The organism is Streptomyces sp. NPDC048514, assembly GCF_043199955.1.
GTDB lineage: Bacteria > Actinomycetota > Actinomycetes > Streptomycetales > Streptomycetaceae > Streptomyces.
Window position 1 is genome coordinate 360,734 of sequence record NZ_JBICWT010000004.1, and the last position, 20,035, is coordinate 380,768.

The following is a 20,035-nucleotide window of genomic DNA, read 5'->3' on the forward strand; positions in this document are numbered from 1 at the left end:
CATCCGGAGCATGACGACTACCGACCAGAACGCCTCCGTGCTGGACACCGAGATCGGGGCCCTCCAGGGCGGCTCCGCGAACCTGCCGCAGTACGCCGGCAAGACCGTGCTCATCGTGAACGTGGCCTCCAAGTGCGGCCTGACCCCGCAGTACACGGGCCTGGAGAAGCTCCAGGAGCGGTACGCCGAGCAGGGCTTCACCGTGCTGGGCGTGCCCTGCAACCAGTTCCTCGGGCAGGAGCCCGGCACCGCCGAGGAGATCGCCGAGTTCTGCTCGGCGACGTACGGCGTGACGTTCCCGCTGACCGAGAAGGTGGAGGTGAACGGCGAGGGCCGGCACCCGCTGTACGAGCGCCTCGTGGGCTTCGCCGACGGCGAGGGTCACACCGGTGACATCCGCTGGAACTTCGAGAAGTTCCTGATCGGCCCGGACGGCAAGGTCGCCGCCCGCTTCTCGCCGCAGACCGAGCCGGAGTCGGCCGAGGTCGTCGCCGCCATCGAGAGCCGGCTCGGCTGAGGGCGGCTTGACCTTGCCCTCGGGGCAAGGAGCAACGTCCTCCTCACCGGGCGGAGCATGACCGCCCGGTGACGGAGGAGCGAGGGGGCCGTAAGGGCTCCCGGGGGTGAAAGGGGGCCGGCATCGTGGACGGCGAACTGCTCACGATCGGTGCCTTCGCCGCGCGGGCCCGGCTGTCGGCCAAGGCCCTGCGGCTCTACGACCGGCTCGGCCTGCTGGCGCCGGCGCATGTCGACGGCACCAGCGGCTACCGCTACTACCGCGCCGGCCAGGCAGAGCGTGCCCGCCTGGTGGCCCTGCTGCGGCAGCTGGACATGCCGCTCGCCCGGATCGCCGAGGTGATCGGGGCGGAGGGCGCCGAGGCCGCGGACCGGCTCGCCGCCTACTGGGCGGACGTGGAGGCCCGGGTGGCCGGGCAACGGGCCCTCGCCGAGTACCTCCGTGGACGACTGTCGGGGAGGAGCTGCGAGATGTACGAGAAGTTCGCGATCGAGACGGTGGAGCTGCCGGCGCAGGTGGTGATCACCGAGTCGCGGCACACGCTGGCGGACGAGCTGCCGACGTGGATCGGCGCGTCCCTGGGGCGGCTGGAGTCGGCCGCCCGGGAGTGCGGGGGCGTCACGGGCGCGCCGTTCGTCGTCTACCACGCGGAGGTGTCGATGGAGAGCGACGGACCGGCCGAGTCCTGTGTCCCGGTGGTCGACGAGGCGGCGGCCCGGGCGTGGGCCGAGCGGCAGGGGCGGGCCTGGGAGACGAGGGTCCGGGTGGAGCCGGCGGCACGGCTGGCGTATGCCCGGATCACCAAGGCGCAGGTGGCGCATCCGCAGATCCTGGCCGCCTTCGAGGCGGTGGAGCAGTGGATGGCCGGGGAGGGGCTGGAGATGGCGGGTCCCTGCCGGGAGGTCTACTTCGGGGACTGGGACGCGGCCGGGCCCGGTGACCCCGTGTGCGACGTGGCGTTTCCGGTGCGGCCGACAGGCCCCCTGCCCGCCACCGCCTGACGTCCAGGGCATCGAGGGCGGCCGGGGCGGCCTGCGGTCTCTGGGCGGAGCCGGGAAACGGCCGGGAGTCCTCCGAGGGGGTCCCCAGGGCCTGGTCCTCTTCCGTCCCGCAGGCGGACCGGAAGGGGAAAGGCGGGAGCCCTCTTCGGTTCCGTGGGTGTGCCGGCCCGCGAAAGGGGAGCCCTTTTCGGTCTCCCGGGCGGGCCTAGGCGGCGCGGGGGAAGGCGGGAGCCCTCTCGGCAAGGACGGCGACTGGTCGAGAGGGCTCTCCTGGTGGCGCTTGTGCAGTTGTGTTGGCCGGACCGTGCGGTCCGACGCGTCTAGGGACGAGGGTCAGGGAAAGCCCCCTACGCCTTGACCGAGTCGACGAAGGCGCTCCACGCGTCGGCGGGGAAAGCCAGGATCGGGCCCTCGGAGACCTTCGAGTCACGGACGGCGAGTTCGGCGGTGGTGGGCGACTTGACCTCGACGCAGGCGCCGTTGCCCGCGGAATAGGAAGACTTCATCCACGTCTCCGAAGCGCCCTGAATCAGTGCCATGTCCACTCCTGTTACGAGTTGCGGTAGTGCGGTTCGCGCCAACCCTGTCGTCTGATTGGCGTGATCGACGCTACCGGGCAACGGCCCCCGCCGGAGCGGCCGTTCACTCAACCGGATGGCATATTCCAAGTGAGCCTTCCACTGGAGTGGACCGACGGTGTACGATCCCGCGCCCTCTGTGACACCAGCTCATTCGGCGTAGTCTTTGGCCCGTTCCGCAATGAACTGTCGGGATTGCTCAACATTGAGGGACTGTGCCCGCAGATGCTCATACATCACGGCGTACTTCTGTACGTCCTGCGCCTTCTCCAGATACAGATCGCTGGTCACACCCTCCAGGTACACCACGCTGGAGTCGGCCGCGTCCGTGAACTCCAGGATCGCGTACTGGCCGTTGAGGCCCGGATGCGCGCCCACCTCGAAGGGCAGCACCTGCACGGTGACGTGCGGCAGCTGGGACAGCTCGATCAGGTGCTCCAGCTGTTCCCGCATCACCAGCTTGCTGCCCACGACCCGGCGCAGCGCCGCCTCGTCCAGCACCACCCACAACCGGAGCGGGGTGCCCTCGGCGGTGATACGTTCCTGTCGGCGCATGCGCACCTGCACACGCTTCTCGATCTCGGCCGTGGACGTCTCCGGCAACGCCCCCTGCACCAGGGCCTCCGCGTAGGCGCGGGTCTGCAACAGACCGGTGACCAGTTGCGGTTCGTACACCCGCAGTGACTCCGCGTCCGTCTCCAGGCCGATGTACACGCTGTACGGGATGTCCCCGAACGTGTGCCACCAGCCCTGCTGCCGCGAGTCCCGGGCCATCTCCATCAGCGAGTCGACGATCCGCTGGTCCTCGACCTCGTAGACCCCGCACAGGTCGCGCACATCGCGCTGGCTGATGCTTCTGCGGCCGTTCTCCAGCCGGCTGATCTTCGACTGCGACACGAGCAGCCGCTCCGCGACCTCTTCGGCCGTCATGCCCTTGAGCTCACGGAGCCTGCGCAGCTCCTGGCCCAGTCGGCGCCGCCTGACGGTGGGATTGACATTGGACGCCACGGGACGTGCACCTCCGGCTGCCTGCCTGTTACTTGACACTTTGCGTATCTGCTGTTGAGCAGACTGCCACCAAGGTGCTTTCTACCGCTGGCAAACGAGGGATATGCAGTGCGTACACGTCAGTTCGGGAACGGAACCGACCCCATGGGTCCCGGCGGCGGCCGGTGCCGGCACGCAGTCGAGCGGGGCGGCGGGATCACGAGGATCTCGCCGCCCCGCTCGAACCGAGCGGCTCCCGAACCGGGTCTGCGTGAACCCAGGGGGTGTGGATCAGTGGGCCACGGCGCGCGCCATGACCCCGCGGTGCGGCTGCATCGGAACACCGCGTGCGGGTTCCGTCGCGGCCCTCGCCGTGGGCGTGGCCGGCCGGCCGGCCGTGGCCGGGCCACGGCGTGGCTGTGCGGCCGCTCCGTTCTGCACGTCCATCACGGCGTGCGCGACGAGCCCGCCCATCGGGTCGTGCCGGATCAGGTCCCGCAGCCGGGACCTGGACGAGCGCCCCTCATTGCCGGGGTAGAGATGTTTGCCGAGCCCGACGGCGTGCGCCAGGGCGGCGAGCGCCGCGGTCCGCGGGTCCGGCGGTACGCCGGTGCGGATCGCGGAGTCCAGCCGGGCTCGGATCTCCCGGCTGATGTCGTTGTCCGTCGCCTGATAGCGCGTCGTCGGCAGCACCCCGCACATCTGGCCCGCCACGGCATGCACCATGCCGCACCGCTCCAGATGCGAGAGATACGTCTGACGGAGCCCCAGCCGGGGTCCGCCGATCCAGTGGACGGCACGCACCGGAGCGCCGCGCCTTCGCAGCAACTCCAACGCGCAGTCCAGAGTCGGATCTCCTGTCGGCCGTGGTACCACCACGGCGATACGATCCCCGTCTGGGGCTATCCGTCCGGCCAGCGCCAGCTCCACTAGCTGTGCACCGGCCAGACCGAGGTCGAGCGACTGCGGCTGCGCAGTGGTACCCGTGGTCGGGTCCAGTGCGAGCAACAGAAGCTCCTCCGGAAGTGTTCTGCGGCTCCTGCCCATCCATGCCTCCCCGCGTGGATGAATGACAGGGTGACCCCTCTCACATTGGTCTGTCGAGGGCGCGTGACCGGTTCGTGAGGGAACCGGCAGGTATGTCGTTCTCGTCTACCACAGGGGCCAAGCCCTCACACAGGACACTGGTACATGGTTCGGACAGGGCGCGCTTGCGAGCGTGCGGCGCATGGAGGAGGCATCGGTGGCGGGCGAGTCCCCCGACAGGTCGAAGCAGCGCGAGTCGTCGGCGGAACCGACGTCGGGGAGTGGGGGTTCGGTTCCCGAGGCGCGCGATCCGCGTCTCGCGGTCGCCCGGGAGAAGGATTCCGCGGGCGGCGGCTCGGACACCGCGACGAGGGTCCTGTCGGTACGGGACCCCGGACGACGGCCGGCTCCCAGCGAGCCGGCCGAGCCGGCCGGGCCCGAGGAGGCCCCCGAGCCGGCCGGGGCCGCTGAGCCGACGGCCGTGGCGGAGCCGGCCGGGGCCGGGGATGCGGCCGACGCCGGGTCCCGGGAGGCGCCCGAGCAGGACGCCGCTCTGCGCGAAGCGGTCTCGGCGTGGGTCCGCGGGGCGGACGAAGCCACCGGGAAGCAGCAGCGGAAGACCGACGCGACCGCGAAGACGCGGGAGAGCGGCGAGTCCGAGAACTCCAAGAACCCCGAGAACCCCGAGAACTCCGAGAACTCCGAGAACACGTCCGCCGAGGCCGCGACGAGCACCGAGGCGGCCGTGCGGGCCGACGCCGACCCGAAGCCGGAGTCGAACGCGAAGGCCCCCGCCGCGACGGCCGCCGCCGGCGCGGAGGCCGCGAGGGGCGCCAAGGTCGACGCCGACCCGAAGGCCGCAGCGCGGACGAAGGCCGACACCCGCCCGAAGGCCGACGCCGGCCCGAAGGCCGCGGCGGACGCGAAGCCCGAGCCGAGCGCAGAGCCCGGCACCGATTCGCAGCCCGAGGCGGACGCCAAGCCGAAGGCGGACTCGAAGCCCGGCACCGGCGCCGAGCCCGAGGCGGACTCGAAGCCCGAGGCCGGCGCCAAGCCCGGCACCGACGCCGAGCCCGGCGTCGACTCGAAGCCCGAGGTGGACGACGGGGCCCGCACGGACACCGACGGCGATGGGGACACCGGCGTCCGGAGCGAAGGAACCGAGGACGCCCGGAGCGAGGTCGAGACGCCCGAGGACGAGACGCCCGGGGACGAGACGCCCGAGGACGGGACGGCCGGGGACGAGACGGTCGAAGACGCGGCGTCCGAAGACGCGGCGAGCGAAGACAAGGGCGGCGAAGACGCGGCGGGTGAGGACGGCGACGGTGCGCCGGCCGGCCCCCGTGTCGACCAGCCGACCGCCGTCTTCAAGGCCCTGAGCCCGAAGAAGCCCGAGGTCGACCAGCCGACCACCATGCTCAAGCTGGGCGGCACGCCGAAGACTCCCGCTCGCAGGGCTCCGGAGTCCGACAGCGAACGCACCAGCAAATTCGTCGCGCTGAAGGACGACATGCGGCCGGGCGTGAAGGCACGGCCCGCCACCGAGCCCGGCAGCACCGGGACCGGCAGCAGCAAGCCCGGCACCACCGGGACGCCCAGCGGCAAGCCGGGCGCCACCGGGACCGGCAGCGGCAAACCGGGGACCACCGGAACCGACGGCACCGGACCCGGCAGCGGCAAGCCGGGCACCACCGGGACCGACGGCACCGGACCCGGCACCGCCAAGCCCGGCACCGCCAAGCCCGGCGACACCGGGTCCGGCAGCAGTAAGCCGGCCGGTGCCGGGACGGCCGGTGCCGGGGTGGGGAGTGCCAAGGCCGACGCCACCACCGCGCTCCCCCAGGTCGGTCCCGAGCGCACCACCCAGCAGCCGCTTCCGCCCAAGCCCCCGCTGGACCTGCTGGCCGAGCTGACGAACACGCCTCCGCCCCCGGAGACCCCGGTCCGCACCCTCGTGCGCCGGGTCAAGATCTGGACCCCCCTGGTGCTGCTCCTGGCGATCGTCTTCGCGGTCGTACAGACGCTGCGCCCGCTGCCCGCCCCCACCCTCGCGCTGACCGCCGAGGACAGCTACACCTTCGGCGGCGGGAAGACGAACCTGCCCTGGCCCGGCAAGGGCCAGGGCTGGATCGACGGGGACGGCATCGGCACGATGGGCAGCTTCGGCAAGCAGACGCCCGTGGCCATCGGGTCGGTCGCCAAGACCATGACCGCGTACATCATCCTCCGGGACCACCCGCTCGAGCCGGGGCAGGAGGGCCCGAAGATCGAGATCGACGCGACGGCGGAGAAGGAGGGTGGTTACAACAAGGTCGGCGAGTCCACGCTCAACACCGTCGCGGCCGGCGACCACCTCACCGAGAAGCAGGCCCTGTCGGCCGTCATCATCCCGTCCGCCAACAACATCGCGCGGCTCCTCGCGCGCTGGGACGCGGGCTCGGAGGCGGCGTTCGTGAAGAAGATGAACGCCACCGCCAGGGAACTCGGGCTGACCCACACCACGTACACCGATCCCTCGGGGCTGAAGGAGAGCACCGTCTCCACCGCCGAGGACCAGGTGAAGCTCGGCCGCGCGTTCGTCAAGGTGCCGGCCCTGGTCGCCATAAGCAGCGCGGCCAGCTGGACCGACCCGTCCGGCAAGTTCTGGCCCAACTACAACGAGCTGCCGTACCACATCGGCGCGATCGGCATCAAGACCGGCAGCACCACCAAGGCCGGCGGCAACCTGCTCTTCGCCTCCCGCAAGCAGGTCGGCGGACAGACGGTCACGATCGTCGGCGCGATCCTCGGCCAGCACAAGCCGGACATCCTCAAGACGGCCAACGAGGTCAGCCAGACCGCGCTGCTCGCCGCCCAGTCCGCGCTGACCTCGGCGAAGATCCTGAAGAAGGGCGACGTGGTCGGTTACGTGGACGACCGGCTCGGCGGCCACACCCCGGTCGTGATCACCGAGGACGTCACGGCGGTCGGCTGGGCGGGCCTGAAGGTGAAGCTGTCGTTCGCCCCCGGCACCGTGGCGCACACCGCGAAGGCGGGCACCAAGGTCGGCACACTCACCGTGGGTGACGGTACGGCGCGTTCGGTGAAGGTCCCGGTGGCGCTGCAGAAGGATCTGGCCGAGCCCGCTTTCGGCGCCAAGCTGACGCGTCTGGGCTGATCACGACACCACCGGCCCACCGCGCACCCCGTCGACGGAACCCCACCCGGGAGCCCGGCGGCGGGGTGCGTGCTAGCGTCACGAATCGGGGCAGGTCGCCGGTCACGGGACACGGCCGCGAACTGGACGAGAAGCGGCCGGGAACACCGAGGGACGCGGCCGAGAACAGAAGACACGGGACACGGGGAGTGCCTTCAGGTGGCCACAGCGGAGCCGACACGTGCCGACGACGCCGATCCGGGCCCGGGATCCGGTCCGCGAATACGCGGGTCCGCGACCGACACCGGCGGCAGGGACGCCACGCACGGTGATCTCGGTGCGGACGGTGACAGCGGTACGCACGGTGACACCGACGCACACGGTGACGCCGGTGCGGACAGCCCCCGGGACTCCCGTCCGGCAGGACCGGGGTCCGGCGCCCTCGCCCGTCTTCTCGCCGCCGCCGAGCCCCTGCGGCAGCGGCTCCTGCTGCACCCCGTCCTGTCCGTCACGGCGCTCGCGGGCGTGCTGCACATCATCTGGTTCTTCACGTTCGCGAACAGTGGCGGCGATCTCGCGGCCCAGGACGCGTGGGCCGAGTTCGTCGGCCGGCACCCCGACTCGGCGTACAACCTCGCCTGGTACGGCGGCATGCACCCGGTCTCGTACAGCGTGGTGTCGCCGTACCTGATGTCGCTCCTCGGTGTCCGTACGACGATGATGATCGCCGGGACGGTGTCCGCGGGCCTGCTGACGCTGGTGCTCATCCGCAGCCGGTCGGTGAAGAACCCGCTGTGGGCCTCGCTGGCCGGCGTCTTCGCGCTCCTGTGCAACGCGATATCCGGCCGGGTCACCTTCGGGCTCGGCACCATGTTCGCGCTCGGCGCGACCGCGGCCGTCTTCTGCTGGCCGTACCGGTGGCGGTACAAACGCTGGGCGAAGGCCCTGGTCGCCGCCCCCCTGGCGGCGCTCGCCACGATGTCGTCGCCGGTCGCGGGGCTGTTCGTGGGCCTGATCGCCGCGGCGCTGTTCCTGCAGAAGCGGCGGCCGGGCGCCTGGGCGCTGGGCCTCGCGCCGTCGGCCGTGGTCGCCGTGTCCGCCTGGCTGTTCCCGTTCTCCGGCACCCAGCCGATGACGATCGGCTCGGTGATCCTGCCGCTGCTGTACGGCCTGCTGTGCCTGTTCCTGGTGCCGAAGGAATGGGTGACCGTCCGGCTGACGGCCGCCGTCTACAGCCTCGGTGTCGTGCTGGTGTGGCTGATCAGCTCGCAGATCGGGTCGAACATATCGCGGCTGCCGATGCTGTGCGCGGGCGCGGCACTGATCGCCGCGCTGCCCTACACGGTGCCGAAGTCGCGCAAGTGGTACGTGACGGTGCTGGCGTTCCTCGGCTTCGTCGGCTGGATCGGGTTCAAGTCGGTGGACGACATCATCCACACCACCCCGGCCGCCTCCTGGGCCCGGGAACTCGCCCCGCTGGTGAACGAGCTGCAGGAGGTCGGCGCCGAGAAGGGCCGCGTCGAGGTGGTGCCGGCACGCTCGCACCGGGAGGCCTCCGCGCTCGCCCCGTACGTCAACCTGGCGCGTGGCTGGAACCGCCAGGCCGACATGGAGCGCAACCAGCTCTTCTACGACGACACGCTCAACTCGGCGAACTACCACGAGTGGCTGCAGCGCTGGGCGGTGCACTTCGTGGTGCTGCCCAAGGACAACCCGGACGGGGACGGCGGCGTGCGTGAGCGTCAGCTGCTGCGGCGCGGGATGCCGTACCTCAGGCAGATCTGGGGCGACGCCAACTGGCAGCTGTTCCAGGTGACGGATCCGGCGCCGCTCGCCGAGCCCGACGCGTCGGTGGTCCGTGCCGACCAGGTCGAGATGGTCCTCGACGTGGCCAAGGCCGGGCGCGTCCTGGTCAAGATCCCGTACTCGCCGTGGCTGAGCGTCGTCGACGAGCACGGCAAGAGCCTGAAGGCTCCGCAGGAGACCGAGGGGTCCAAGCACCGGGCACCGGGGACGCCGAAGTCGTACGACAACGCCAACGGCTGTCTGATGGAGACGCCGGAGGACGCCAACGGGGACAAGTGGACCGCGTTGCTGGCTCCGCGGCCCGGTACGTACCGGCTGGCCTCGCCGTATCAGTTCCCTCGTGGCACTCCCTGCCCGGACGAGCTGAAGTAGGGTCCGCGCTCACCCGCCGGTCCCGGCCGGCGGGGGACGGCGGTCATTGCGGTCCCCGTAGTCCGGTGACGTACGTGTCCGTGCCCGGGATCGTCGGGACGAACGGGGCCACCAGCTCCAGGCGGCCCAGTCCCGGGCCCGCGATGTCCGCCTCCAGGCCGGTGAAGTGCTCCTCCCAGCACTCCCTCGGGTCCCTCTCCAGGAACCACAGCAGCGTCAGCCGGGTGTCCACGCCCTCGACCTGCTTGACGTAGGTCATCCGGTCGCCGGGCAGCGGGGTCGGCCGGAACACGGTGACCATGGCGGCGGGGGAGCCCGCGAGGCGGCGCGGCAGGTGCCGGGCGCGCAGCCACTCCAGCAGCTCGGGCCGCCGCTCGGGAGACTCGGCGTCGATCACCTCCAGCACCAGGCCGGCGTAGGGGTGGTCGAGGGCGTGGACGTCGCGCGGTCCGGCCGCGCCGTCCCGGTAGACCGTCGTCTCGTGGTCCTGGAAGGCCGTGAAGACGTGGGTGCGGGCGTGGTGGACGCGGGCGTCACGGTTGAGGCGCTTGTTGACGGCGACCGTCCACTTCATGTGGTCGGCATAGCGGCCGGCGGTGATCCAGTACGTGGACAGGTAGCAGCCGGCGGTGACCGGCTCGGCGATCGCCGACTTCTCGGGGCGGCGCAGGAGCTGCAGATCGCGGGTGGCCACCCAGCGGCGGCCCGCGAACATCCAGGGCATGGCCATCGCGCCGGCGTAGTAGTGGTCGTCCTCGTACCAGCGGTTGTAGGCGTACTCGTGTCCGGGGTGCGGCTCGACCATGGTGATCAGGGCGTGGCCCGGGCGCACGCCGTACGGGCCCACGGCGGCCAGCTCGGCGTACGCCTCGCTGCGGGTGTCGTCGCTCATGCGGTTCCCCTCCGGCTCGTGCGGATTCTCTTCCGTCCTCCCGCGGTCGCCCATACTCTGACGCTCCGTCAGATATAACGCCATACCCCGGGAGGCACCGATGTCCCTGCTCACCGGTAAGACCGTCGTCGTCTCGGGCGTCGGTGCCGGACTCGGCCATCAGGTCGCCGCGGCCGTCGTACGGGACGGCGGGAACGCCGTGCTCGGCGCGCGCACCGAGGCGAACCTCGCCAAGAGCGCGGCCGGCGTCGACCCGGACGGCACGCACACGGCGTACCAGGCGACGGACATCACCGACGAGGGGCAGTGCGAGGCCCTCGCCGCACTGGCCCGGGAGCGGTTCGGCGCCGTCCACGCGGTGGTGCACGTGGCGGCCTGGGACTCGTACTTCGGCGGAGTGGAGGACGCCGACTTCGCGACCTGGCGGTCGGTCGTCGACGTGAACCTGCTGGGGACGCTGCGGATGACGCGGGCATGCCTGCCGGCGCTGCGGGCGGGCGGGGGCGGCTCGGTGGTGTTCATCGGGACGCAGTCGGCCGTGGCAGCGCCCTCACAGGTGCGGCAGGCCGCGTACGCCGCCTCGAAGGGGGCGCTGACCAGCGCGATGTACTCGCTCGCACGGGAGCTGGGGCCGGACCGGATACGGGTCAACACCGTGCTGCCGGGCTGGATGTGGGGGCCGCCGGTGCAGGCGTACGTGCGGTTCACGGCACAGACGGAGGGGGTGCCGGAGGACGAGGTGCTGGGCCGGCTGACCGAGCGGATGGCGCTGCCGGAACTGGCCACCGACGGAGACGTGGCGGACGCGGTGGTGTTCCTCGCCTCGGACCGGGCGCGGGCGATCACGGGGCAGCAACTGCTGGTGAACGCCGGGGAGCTGATGAGATAGGCCGTTTTTGTTCATCCATATGAACTCAGGTCATCAAGTAGAACGATTTTACCGTGACTTGACTTTCCTGTTGCTTGTCGCGTTCATGTAGCGGGACCCACGATCGGGCACATGAACAGTCTCGACTGGGCCGTGCTCATCGGCTACTTCGGCGTGATGGTCGCGATCGGTGTCTGGTCGCACAAGCGCGTGGACAACGTCTCCGACTTCTTCACGGCCGGCGGCAAGATGCCCTGGTGGCTGTCCGGCATCTCGCACCACATGTCGGGCTACAGCGCGGTGATGTTCACCGGATACGCGGGCATCGCCTACACCTACGGCGTCACCTCCTTCGTCACCTGGTCCTTCCCCATCGCGCTCGGCATCGCCATCGGCTCCAAGCTGTTCGCGCCGCGCGTCAACCGGCTGCGCTCCCGGCTGCACGTGGCCTCCCCGCTGGAGTACCTGAAGAACCGCTACGACCTGCGCACGCAACAGGCGCTCGCCTGGTCGGGCATGCTGCTGAAGATCGTGGACGTGGGCGCCAAGTGGGCCGCGATCGCGACCCTGCTGTCGGTGTTCACGGGCGTGTCCCTGAACCAGGGCATCCTCATCACCGGCGCCATCACTGCCGTCTACTGCACGATCGGCGGTCTGTGGGCGGACGCGCTGACCGAACTCGGCCAGTTCGTCATCCAGTTGCTGGCCGGCGTCTCCATGTTCGTCGCGGTCGTGGTGAAGCTGAGCGACAAGGACATCGGCTTCCTCGGCGCCTGGGACGAGCCCGCGCTGCACGGCCACGGCAAACCGCTGGTCGGCCCGTACGGCACGGTGTTCCTGCTCGCCTTCCTCTTCATCAAGCTCTTCGAGTACAACGGCGGCATGCTCAACCAGGCCCAGCGCTACATGGCGACGGGCAGCGCGCACCAGGCCGAGCGCTCGGCCCGGCTCTCGGCGATCCTGTGGCTGGTCTGGCCGGTGGTCCTGTTCTTCCCGATGTGGATGTCGCCGCTCCTGGTCCACGCGCGGAAGCCGGACGGCTCCGACTCCTACGCCCTGATGACCGAACAGCTGCTGCCGCACGGCCTGCTGGGGCTCGTCATCGTCGGCTTCTTCTCGCACACCATGGCCATGTGCTCCTCCGACGCCAACGCCATCGCGGCGGTGTTCACGCGGGACGTGGCGCCGGTGCTGTCGGCCCGGGCGCGGGCCTGGGGCGAGCGCTCGGGGCTGATCGCGGCCCGGGTGACCACGGTCGTCTTCCTCGGCCTGTCGATGGCGGTGGCCACCCAGGTCAACTCCCCCGCCTTCAAGGACATCATCACGGTCGTCATCAAGTGGGTGGCCGGCCTGATGGGCCCGATCGCGATCCCGATGATGCTGGGCCTGCTCCGCCCGTTCCGCCGCTCCGGCCCGACGGCGGCCCTGACCAGCTGGGCGGCGGGCCTGCTGGCCTTCTGGCTGGTCAACTACCCGATCAGCTGGAAGGTCGACGGCGGAGTCCCGCTCCAGTACCAGGTCTCGATCCCGCTGGCGGTCTCCCTGGTCCTGTACATCCTGATCGGCCGGCTGAAGCCGGAGGACACGCCGGAGCGGCTGGCGGTCATCGAGCGGCTCAACACGGACGGGGACGCGGTGGCGGCGGTCCCGGTGCCGGCGGGGGCCGGCGACGAGGTGACCGGGACGCCGGTGAAGGACTAGCGAACCGGCGGGGGACCCGGGGGGGGCGAAGGACGATCGCGGTCAGACGTGGGAAGTCCGAACGATCTTCCCTTTCCGCTTCCCCCGACGTAGCCGCCCGGGGATTCACCGTGACCGCCGAAGGGAGATCGTCGCCCCTCCGTGGGCAGGAAGAGCGCATCAACCCTCCGACGGGCGTGCGCCTAGCGCGGATACCGCGCCAGCCACCCCGGGGACGATCCCGCCGGCCCGTGCAGCGCGGGTCCCTGCGTCATCTCCATGGCGAAGTCGTCGGCGAGTTCCAGCAGAGTCGGGCGGCCCTCCAGCTCGGTCAGCCAGGCCGGCGGGAGCGCGGTCTCGCCGTGCAGGGCGCCCAGCAGGCCGCCGGTGAGGGCGCCCGCCGCGGCCGAGGGGCCGCCCTGGTTCACCGCCAGGCACAGCCCGTGCCGTACGTCCTCTCCCACCAGCGCGCAGTACACGGAAGCCGCCAGCAGTCCGTCCGCCGTGCCGTCCCCGGCCAGCTCCTCCACCCGGGTCGGGCTGGGCATCCCCTGTCGTACGGCGCCCAGGGCGTGCTGGAGGGCGTCGGAGACCGGCTGGTGCCCCGGGCGGGCGGCGAGCAGGGCGAGGGCCCGCTGGACGGCGCCGTCCAGGCTCTCGCCGCGGGCGAGGCCGTGCACGATGACGGCGTACGCGCCCGCCGACAGATAGGCGATGGGGTGCCCATGGGTCTGGGCGGCGCACTCCACCGCGAGCTGGGCGACGAGCTGGGGCTCCCAGCCGACCAGCAGCCCGAAGGGCGCCGAGCGGGCCACGGCCTCCGGCCCCAGTTCACCGGGGTTCTTGGGCTGCTCAAGGGTGCCCATGGTCTCGTCGCCGAGGCCCATGAGCAGGGCGCGCGTCGGCTGCCGGCGGGCGTACAGCCATTCCTCCCGCGCGAGCCAGCCGTCGTCCTCGCGGCGCTCGTCCGGCCCCCAGTCCCGCTGGGTGGCCGACCAGCGCAGATACGCCCGGTGCAGATCGGTCGGCGGATGCCAGGCACCGGTGTCGCGGCGCACCTGGGCGCGTATCAGCCCGTCCACGGTGAACAGGGTGAGCTGGGTGTGGTGCGTGACCGTACCCCGCCGGCCTTGCCCGAAGGCCAGGTCGAGCAGTCCCTCGGGGCCGTAGGCCGCCCGGATCTCCTCCAGGGAGAGCGGATCGGCCGGGCCGCCCAGCGCATCGCCCACGGCCGTCCCCAGCAGCGTGCCGCGCACCCTGCTGCGGAAGTCCTGCTGTTCGGCACGGCCCCAGACGGGACCGGACGTCGCACCCACCAGACCTCCCCACAGCACCGTCCGCCTGTACGACGTTCAGCACTGTAATCGACCCGGAACGGCCCGTTCAGCAGGGCAAAACGGCCCCCCTCGGGCATTCCCGCCCAGCCGTGAGCGCTTCGATCCCGTCCGGGATCCGGCCGGGGCCGAAGCCGGGCGGTTCGTCGGCGTCCGGTGCGAAGGCTCCCCCGGCGACGCTCCTGGTGAGGTCGGGTCAGCGGCCCGCGGGACGGTGGCACGCCGCGCCGGGACGCTCTCGTACGCCGTTCGACCGCTCCGGCCCGTTGGCCCCCGCGCCGACCGGGACTATCGTCTGAATCCTGGACCAGCACGAGGAGGACGGCCGGTGATGCCGCAGGACGAGGCCGTGATCGGCCGCACGGGGACAGTACTCATCGGAACGCGCGGTGCGGCGGGTCCCGGCGAGGTTCTCGTGCGGGTCCGGGGCGGCTCCGAGACCTTCCTCGCCTGGTCGGAGGAGCCCCTGCCGATGGGTGCGACGGTGCTCGTGATCGAATCACGTGGATGCCGCGAGATCGGCGTCATCGAGTGGGTCGATCCACTGGACGCGCTCGGCGGCGACTCCGCCGGCGCCGGCTGAGGAGTACAAGCATGTTCGGATATCGCGTTCCCGCTCCCGACGAGGCGATGTTGATCTCGGGGGGCCGGCGGGGACTGGGGGGCGCGCCGTTCCGAGTGGTGACGGGCCACGGCAAGTTCGTGCTCCCGGTCTTCCGGAAGGTCCGGTTCCTCACGTTGTCGATGTGCGAGGCCGAGGTCACCGAGACCTGTGTGACCCGCCAGGGCATCTCGCTGCACGTCCGCGCGGTCATCGCCTTCAAGGTGGGGAACGACCACGAGAGCATCATCAACGCCGGCCAGCGGTTCCTCTCCGACCAGGAGCAGATGTCGGTGCTCACCGGCCGGATCTTCGCCGGTCACCTGCGGGCGATCATCGGCTCGATGACGGTCGAGGAGATCGTCACCGAACGGCAGAAGCTCGCCGCGGAGGTTCTGGACACCTCCAAGACCGAGATGGCCAAGATCGGTCTGATCGTGGACTCGCTGCAGATCCAGTCGATCGACGACGGCGAGACCGGGTACATCGACGCGATGTCCGCGCCGCACAAGGCCGCCATCCAGCGGCAGGCGCAGATCGCCCAGGCGCAGGCCACCCAGGCCTCGGTCGAGGCGGAGCAGGCGGCGGCCCGCAAGCAGGCCGAGTACGCCCGGCAGACCGCCGTCGTCAAGGCCGAGTACTCGGCCGAGGTGGACCGCGCCCAGGCGCAGGCCGGACAGGCCGGGCCGCTGGCACAGGCGCACGCCCAGCAGGAGGTGCTCGCCGCCCAGACCGAACTGGCCCAGCGCCAGGCCAAGTTGCGCCAGCAGCAACTGGTCGCCGAGGTCGTGAAGCCCGCCGAGGCCGAGGCCGAGCGGGTCAGGATCCTCGCCGCCGCCGAGGCGCAGCGGATGAAGATCCAGGCGGAGGCGGCGGCCTCGTACGACCGGGTCGCGCTCGACCGGATGCTGATCGACCAGCTCCCGCAGATCGTCAAGGAGGCCGCCGGCGGCCTCGCCGGCGCCAATGTCAACGTCCTGAACGGCGCCGACGGCCTGGGTGAGATCGCCGCCGGACTGGTGTCCCAGGGCCTGACGATCCTCGACTCGGTCCGGCAGAACCTGAACGGCCAGGACGGCGACGGCCACCGCGCCCAGGAGAACAAGTCCGACGGCCGCCCCGAGTTGCAGGCGGGCAGGGGGACGAAGCCGAACGACGGTTCGGTCAACCTCGACTAGGCCCTCTCGGGCCTGCGCACGAGGAGGCCGAGGCCGTACTCAGGGCGGTCGGGCGGCAGATCACCGCTCTGGCGGGAGGCCGCCGGCCTGAGGCAGCCCGCGCTGGGCGCACGCATCGGCCAAGGAGCGGACCTGGTGTCGGCCGTGGAGCGCGGAGTGCGGTTCCGCCAACCGTAGTTCGCGGACGCGGCCGACGAGGTGCTGGGCGCGGAAGTCGGTCTTCGACCAGGTCCCGCGTCCGCAGATCACCCGGGACGCACCCCGCCGGATCCCGCCGGATCCCGCCGCACATATGACGCAATGCGCGGTGGGAGAAGACGGTGTCCGTCGGGGAGAATCCAGCCATGACCACCACCCCCACACGCCACACCGGCCTCAGACTTGCCGCCGGTGTGCTCACGGGCATACTCGCCCTCTACATCGCCCTGGTCGCCCTCGGGAACATCACCGACTTCGGGACGAACCAGCAGTTCGTCCGGCACGTACTGGCGATGGACACCACGTTCAGGGACGACAACCTGATGTGGCGGGCCGTCACCAGCACCGCCCTGGAGGACACCGCCTATGTGCTGATCATCGTCTGGGAGACGGTGGCCGCGCTGGTGCTCGTCTGGGGCACCTACCTCTGGGCGCGGCAGGACGTCGACCGTGCCCGCCGCTTCTCCACCTATGGGCTGCTGATGCTGTTGCTGCTCTTCGGTGCCGGGTTCATCGCGATCGGCGGTGAATGGTTCTCGATGTGGCAGTCCAAGACGTGGAACGGGCTGGACGCCGCCACCCGGATCTTCCTGATCAGCGGAGTCGCGCTGATCGTCAACCAGTTGCCGGGCGCCGGACGGCAGGACGCTAGCTGACGACCGACACCGGCGTTCCCTTGTCGCCGAAGGACCACAGCGCGGCCCCGTCGCCCTTGTGGAGGCGGATGCCGCCCAGTTTCTGGCCGTTCGCGGGCGGCGGCGAGGATCCGTCGAGGGCGTTGGAGAAGGCTATGTTCACGCCGGACGCCTTGGTGAAGTACATGACGTGCTCGATCGGGACGCCGTCCGAGCCCCGGAGGGACTGGGTGCGCAGGGTGATCGAGTAACGGCCGGGCTGCGGGCCCACCGTGCCCGGCCACACCGTGAACGTGCGGCCCGCCCTGCCGGTCGCGTCGACCAGCCAGACCCGCTTCTCGCCGAGCGAGTAGACGATCCGGCGGCCCGTCCCGGACTCGTCCGGCAGGGCGGGGGCGGCCGGTGCCTTCGGCGACCGGGAGGCGTGGGCGCCCGCCGGCGCCGAGGCGCCGGGTCTGGCCGCGGCGGCCGTGGGATGCGGCCCGCCCTCGGCCTGGACGCCGAGGGCGACCACGGCCGCGGTCGCCGCCACCGTCAGACCGGTGACCCAGGCCCACGAGGGCAGTCGGGCAGCCACGGGCACGCATCTCCTCCGCTATGGGGCCCCTGCTCGGATCGGGGGTCGGATCATCGTACTCAGTCCAGGACCGGCAGCAGATCCGGCAGGTGCCCGTCGGACGCCTCGGCCGCCCGCCGCCGCTCCTCGGGGACCTCGCCGTAGAGCGTGGTGCGCGGCTTCGCCGGCCGGCCCGCCGCCTCGGCGACCGCGATCAGGTCGCGGACCGACTTGTAGGAGCCGTAGGAGGAGCCCGCCATGCGGGAGATCGTCTCCTCCATCAGGGTCCCGCCGAGGTCGTTGGCCCCGGAGCGGAGCATCTCCGCCGCGCCCTCGGTGCCCAGTTTCACCCAGCTTGTCTGGATGTTCGGGATCCAGGGGTGCAGCAGCAGCCGTGCCATCGCCGTGACCGCGCGGTTGTCCCGGATCGTCGGGCCCGGGCGGGCGATCCCCGCCAGGTACACCGGGGCGTTCGTGTGGATGAACGGCAGGGTGACGAACTCCGTGAAGCCGCCCGTCTCGCGCTGGATCCCGGCGAGCGTGCGCAGGTGGCCCAGCCAGTGGCGGGGCTGGTCGACATGGCCGTACATCATCGTGGAGGACGAGCGGATGCCCAGCTCGTGGGCGGTGCTGATCACCTCGATCCAGGTGGCCGCGGGCAGCTTGCCCTTGGTCAGCACCCAGCGGACCTCGTCGTCCAGGATCTCCGCCGCCGTCCCCGGAACGGAGTCCAGGCCGGCCTCCTTCGCCGCGGTCAGCCACTCGCGGACGGACATGCCGGTGCGGGTCGCGCCGTTCACCACCTCCATCGGCGAGAAGGCGTGGACGTGCATGCCGGGGACGCGTTTCTTGACCGCCTCGGCGATGTCGAAGTACGCCGTGCCGGGCAGGTCGGGATGGATGCCGCCCTGCATGCAGACCTCGACGGCGCCCACGTCCCAGGCCTGCTGGGCGCGGTCGGCCACCTGCTCCAGCGACAGCGTGTAGGCGTCCGCGTCGGTGCGGCGCTGGGCGAAGGCGCAGAACCGGCAGCCGGTATAGCAGACGTTGGTGAAGTTGATGTTGCGGGTGACGATGTACGTCACGTCGTCGCCCACCGCCGACCTGCGCACGTCGTCGGCCACCTGGCACAGGGCGTCCAGCGCCGGGCCGTCCGCGTGGAGGAGGGCCAGCGCCTCGGCGTCGGTCAGTCTCGTCGGGTCGTCGGCCGCCGTGCGCAGCGCCTGCCGTACGTCGGTGTCGATGCGCTCCGGCACCATGCCGGGGGCGGCCGCCTCGCGCAGCGCCTCCCAGTCGCCGTACACCTCGTCGAAGTCGTCTCGGCGGTCGCCCGTGCGGCCCTCGGTGTCGATCGTGCGGTGCAGGTCCGTGCGGCCGGCCGGTACGAAGGCCTCCTCCGGCTCCTGCCACGGCAGGCCCGCCGGGAGCGCCCCGGGGCGGGCCAGGCCCGTCTCCGGGTCGGCCAGCGCGTCCACGTGCGGGCGCAGCCGGGGGTCCAGCCAGGGCTCGCCGCGCCGGACGAACTCCGGGTAGACACAGAGGCGTTCGCGCAGGTGGAAGCCGGCTGCCGCGGACCTCCCGGCCAGTTCCTCGATCTGCGGCCAGGGGCGTTCGGGGTTGACGTGGTCGATGGTGAGCGGGGAGACCCCGCCCCAGTCGTCGATGCCGGCGCCGATCAGCCGCTCGTACTCGGCGTCGACCAGGTTCGGCGGGGCCTGCAGGCAGGCCGAGGGGCCCATGATGTGCCGGGCGACGGCCACCGTGGCGAGGAGTTCGTCCAGTTCGGCGTCCGGCATGCCGCGCATCGCCGTGTCCGGCTTGGCACGGAAGTTCTGGATGATCAGTTCCTGGATGCCGTGGTAGGCCCGTGCCACCTTCCGCAGCGCGAACAGAGACTCCGCGCGCTCCTCGTACGTCTCGCCGATGCCGATCAGCAGACCGGAGGTGAAGGGGACGGAGGAGCGGCCCGCGTCCTCGAGCACCCGCAGCCGCACGGCCGGTTCCTTGTCCGGGGAGCCGTGGTGCGGGCCGCCGGGTTCGGACCACAGGCGGGTCGCGGTCGTCTCCAGCATCATGCCCATGGACGGGGCGACCGGCTTCAGCCGCTGGAAGTCGGTCCAGGTCATCACGCCCGGGTTGAGGTGGGGCAGCAGGCCCGTCTCCTCCAGGATGCGGATGGAGACGGCGCGGACGTAGGCGATGGTGTCGTCGTAGCCGTGCGCGTCCAGCCACTCGCGCGCCTCCGGCCAGCGGTCCTCGGGCTTGTCGCCGAGGGTGATCAGGGCTTCCTTGCAGCCGAGGGCGGCGCCCCTGCGCGCGATGTCGAGCACCTCGTCCGGGGACATGAACATCCCGTGGCCCGCCCGGCGCAGCTTGCCGGGGACGGTGACGAACGTGCAGTAGTGGCACTTGTCCCGGCACAGCCGGGTGAGGGGGATGAAGACGCTCTTCGAATAGGTGATGACGCCGGGGCGGCCCGCCTGCTCGAGGCCCGCGTCCCGCACCCGGGCGGCGGACGCGGTGAGGTCGGTGAGCGCCTCGCCGCGGGCCTGGAGCAGTACCGCCGCCTCGGCGACGTCGAGGGCGACGCCGTCCCGGGCCCGTTTGAGGGCGCGACGCATGGAGTTCTCGGTCGGTCCGGTTCCGGAGGTCGCGGAAGTCGTCATTTCA

At 71.4% G+C, this 20,035-nt stretch carries 16 protein-coding genes; 9 read left to right on the forward strand and 7 right to left on the reverse strand.

Annotated elements, in window-relative coordinates; genetic code table 11:
• Positions 1 to 10: 10 nt before the first annotated feature.
• Together ACGFT2_RS10380 and ACGFT2_RS10385 are read left to right on the forward strand one after the other, a co-directional pair.
• Positions 11 to 517 carry a glutathione peroxidase gene (locus ACGFT2_RS10380; protein ID WP_393275555.1) on the forward strand — a complete coding sequence of 169 codons (507 nt, stop codon included), beginning with the start codon at positions 11 to 13 and terminating at the stop codon, positions 515 to 517.
• Positions 518 to 642: 125 nt separating this feature from the next.
• Entirely contained in the window at positions 643 to 1,518 is an 876-nt protein-coding gene (locus tag ACGFT2_RS10385) for a MerR family transcriptional regulator (RefSeq protein WP_393275558.1), read from the forward strand.
• Positions 1,519 to 1,865: 347 nt separating this feature from the next.
• Here the strand turns inward: ACGFT2_RS10385 and ACGFT2_RS10390 are convergent, their stop codons facing one another.
• The 3 genes from ACGFT2_RS10390 to ACGFT2_RS10400 all read right to left on the reverse strand — a co-directional run bounded on the left by ACGFT2_RS10390 (position 1,866) and on the right by ACGFT2_RS10400 (position 4,130).
• On the reverse strand, positions 1,866 to 2,057 hold the full coding sequence (locus tag ACGFT2_RS10390) for a DUF397 domain-containing protein (RefSeq protein ID WP_393275561.1): 192 nt from the start codon (positions 2,055 to 2,057) through the stop codon (positions 1,866 to 1,868).
• A 189-nt stretch (positions 2,058 to 2,246) separates the two neighbouring features.
• On the reverse strand, positions 2,247 to 3,104 hold the full coding sequence (locus ACGFT2_RS10395) for a helix-turn-helix domain-containing protein (protein ID WP_393275564.1): 858 nt from the start codon (positions 3,102 to 3,104) through the stop codon (positions 2,247 to 2,249).
• Positions 3,105 to 3,374: 270 nt separating this feature from the next.
• Positions 3,375 to 4,130 (reverse strand): GPP34 family phosphoprotein, encoded by a 756-nt coding sequence (locus ACGFT2_RS10400; RefSeq protein WP_393275567.1) that lies wholly within the window; start codon positions 4,128 to 4,130, stop codon positions 3,375 to 3,377.
• A gap of 181 nt (positions 4,131 to 4,311) precedes the next feature.
• Between ACGFT2_RS10400 and ACGFT2_RS10405 the strand changes: the two genes are divergently transcribed.
• Both ACGFT2_RS10405 and ACGFT2_RS10410 read left to right on the forward strand, forming a co-directional pair.
• A complete protein-coding gene (locus tag ACGFT2_RS10405; protein ID WP_393275570.1) occupies positions 4,312 to 7,266 on the forward strand; it encodes a D-alanyl-D-alanine carboxypeptidase in 2,955 nt (984 codons plus the stop codon).
• Positions 7,267 to 7,464: 198 nt separating this feature from the next.
• Positions 7,465 to 9,423: an MFS transporter gene (locus ACGFT2_RS10410; protein WP_393275572.1), complete on the forward strand. Its 1,959-nt coding sequence runs from the start codon at positions 7,465 to 7,467 to the stop codon at positions 9,421 to 9,423.
• Positions 9,424 to 9,466: 43 nt separating this feature from the next.
• On the opposite strand, the gene ACGFT2_RS10415 is transcribed toward ACGFT2_RS10410, so the two are convergent.
• Complete coding sequence (locus tag ACGFT2_RS10415; RefSeq protein ID WP_393275574.1) at positions 9,467 to 10,315, reverse strand: hypothetical protein; 849 nt, start codon at positions 10,313 to 10,315, stop codon at positions 9,467 to 9,469.
• Positions 10,316 to 10,415: 100 nt separating this feature from the next.
• Between ACGFT2_RS10415 and ACGFT2_RS10420 the strand changes: the two genes are divergently transcribed.
• Entirely contained in the window at positions 10,416 to 11,204 is a 789-nt protein-coding gene (locus tag ACGFT2_RS10420) for an SDR family oxidoreductase (protein WP_393275577.1), read from the forward strand.
• A 111-nt stretch (positions 11,205 to 11,315) separates the two neighbouring features.
• The gene (locus ACGFT2_RS10425) at positions 11,316 to 12,884 is read left to right on the forward strand and encodes a sodium:solute symporter family protein (RefSeq protein ID WP_393275580.1); all 1,569 of its coding nucleotides are present in this window, start codon (positions 11,316 to 11,318) and stop codon (positions 12,882 to 12,884) included.
• A 182-nt stretch (positions 12,885 to 13,066) separates the two neighbouring features.
• On the opposite strand, the gene ACGFT2_RS10430 is transcribed toward ACGFT2_RS10425, so the two are convergent.
• On the reverse strand, positions 13,067 to 14,179 hold the full coding sequence (locus ACGFT2_RS10430) for an ADP-ribosylglycohydrolase family protein (protein ID WP_393275583.1): 1,113 nt from the start codon (positions 14,177 to 14,179) through the stop codon (positions 13,067 to 13,069).
• A 349-nt stretch (positions 14,180 to 14,528) separates the two neighbouring features.
• Here ACGFT2_RS10430 and ACGFT2_RS10435 point away from each other — a divergent pair, with 349 nt between their 5' ends.
• The 3 genes from ACGFT2_RS10435 (at position 14,529) to ACGFT2_RS10445 (ending at position 16,830) form a co-directional block, all read left to right on the forward strand.
• Positions 14,529 to 14,780 (forward strand): hypothetical protein, encoded by a 252-nt coding sequence (locus ACGFT2_RS10435; RefSeq protein ID WP_393275586.1) that lies wholly within the window; start codon positions 14,529 to 14,531, stop codon positions 14,778 to 14,780.
• A gap of 11 nt (positions 14,781 to 14,791) precedes the next feature.
• Positions 14,792 to 15,976: a flotillin family protein gene (locus tag ACGFT2_RS10440; RefSeq protein WP_393275589.1), complete on the forward strand. Its 1,185-nt coding sequence runs from the start codon at positions 14,792 to 14,794 to the stop codon at positions 15,974 to 15,976.
• 344 nt (positions 15,977 to 16,320) lie between these two features.
• Positions 16,321 to 16,830: a DUF2165 domain-containing protein gene (locus ACGFT2_RS10445; protein WP_393275592.1), complete on the forward strand. Its 510-nt coding sequence runs from the start codon at positions 16,321 to 16,323 to the stop codon at positions 16,828 to 16,830.
• Here ACGFT2_RS10445 and ACGFT2_RS10450 read toward each other — a convergent pair.
• Both ACGFT2_RS10450 and ACGFT2_RS10455 read right to left on the reverse strand, forming a co-directional pair.
• On the reverse strand, positions 16,823 to 17,386 hold the full coding sequence (locus ACGFT2_RS10450; RefSeq protein WP_393275595.1) for a hypothetical protein: 564 nt from the start codon (positions 17,384 to 17,386) through the stop codon (positions 16,823 to 16,825). The two genes, ACGFT2_RS10445 and ACGFT2_RS10450, sit on opposite strands and share 8 nt — an antisense overlap.
• 59 nt (positions 17,387 to 17,445) lie before the next feature.
• Positions 17,446 to 20,031 carry a bifunctional FO biosynthesis protein CofGH gene (locus tag ACGFT2_RS10455; protein ID WP_393275598.1) on the reverse strand — a complete coding sequence of 862 codons (2,586 nt, stop codon included), beginning with the start codon at positions 20,029 to 20,031 and terminating at the stop codon, positions 17,446 to 17,448.
• Positions 20,032 to 20,035: the final 4 nt, after the last annotated feature.